This window comes from Klebsiella sp. CSG-1, assembly GCF_056521145.1.
The window spans coordinates 1-352 of sequence record NZ_JBWNLD010000046.1; the positions used below are offsets into that span (position 1 = coordinate 1).

A 352-nucleotide genomic window follows, 5' to 3' on the forward strand; every position below is an offset into this window, starting at 1 on the left:
GCCTCATAGGTCACATCGACCGTTTTTTCAGATGCGGACGACGTGTCCACGATACCCAGCGCCCCGTAATACTCAGCACTGGAAACGGATTTTGATAAAGTGAATGCCATTTTTTTCTTCCTTATGTTGCTACAGCGATATTCTGCCAGGTTGCGTTGCCATCTGACGGTAGCGTCAGGCAGACGGCCAGAATGACGTCACCTGTCGTATACGCTGCTTTTGGTTGCTGAACGATAGTGCCTGGCGCCGTAAATCGGGGGCGAGTCCAGCCGGTCAGGCTGTAGGCACTACCCGCAGGTGTATTATCAGTGCCAATAAACCGCAGAATGCTGTAAACCCCGTCAGAGCTCCA

At 52.6% G+C, this 352-nt stretch carries 1 protein-coding gene; it reads right to left on the reverse strand.

Annotated elements, in window-relative coordinates:
* Window positions 1-121 precede the first annotated feature (121 nt).
* Window positions 122-352, reverse strand: a 231-nt coding sequence (locus AC007G_RS28345; protein WP_479466765.1) for a hypothetical protein, incomplete at its 5' end; no start/stop codon positions are given.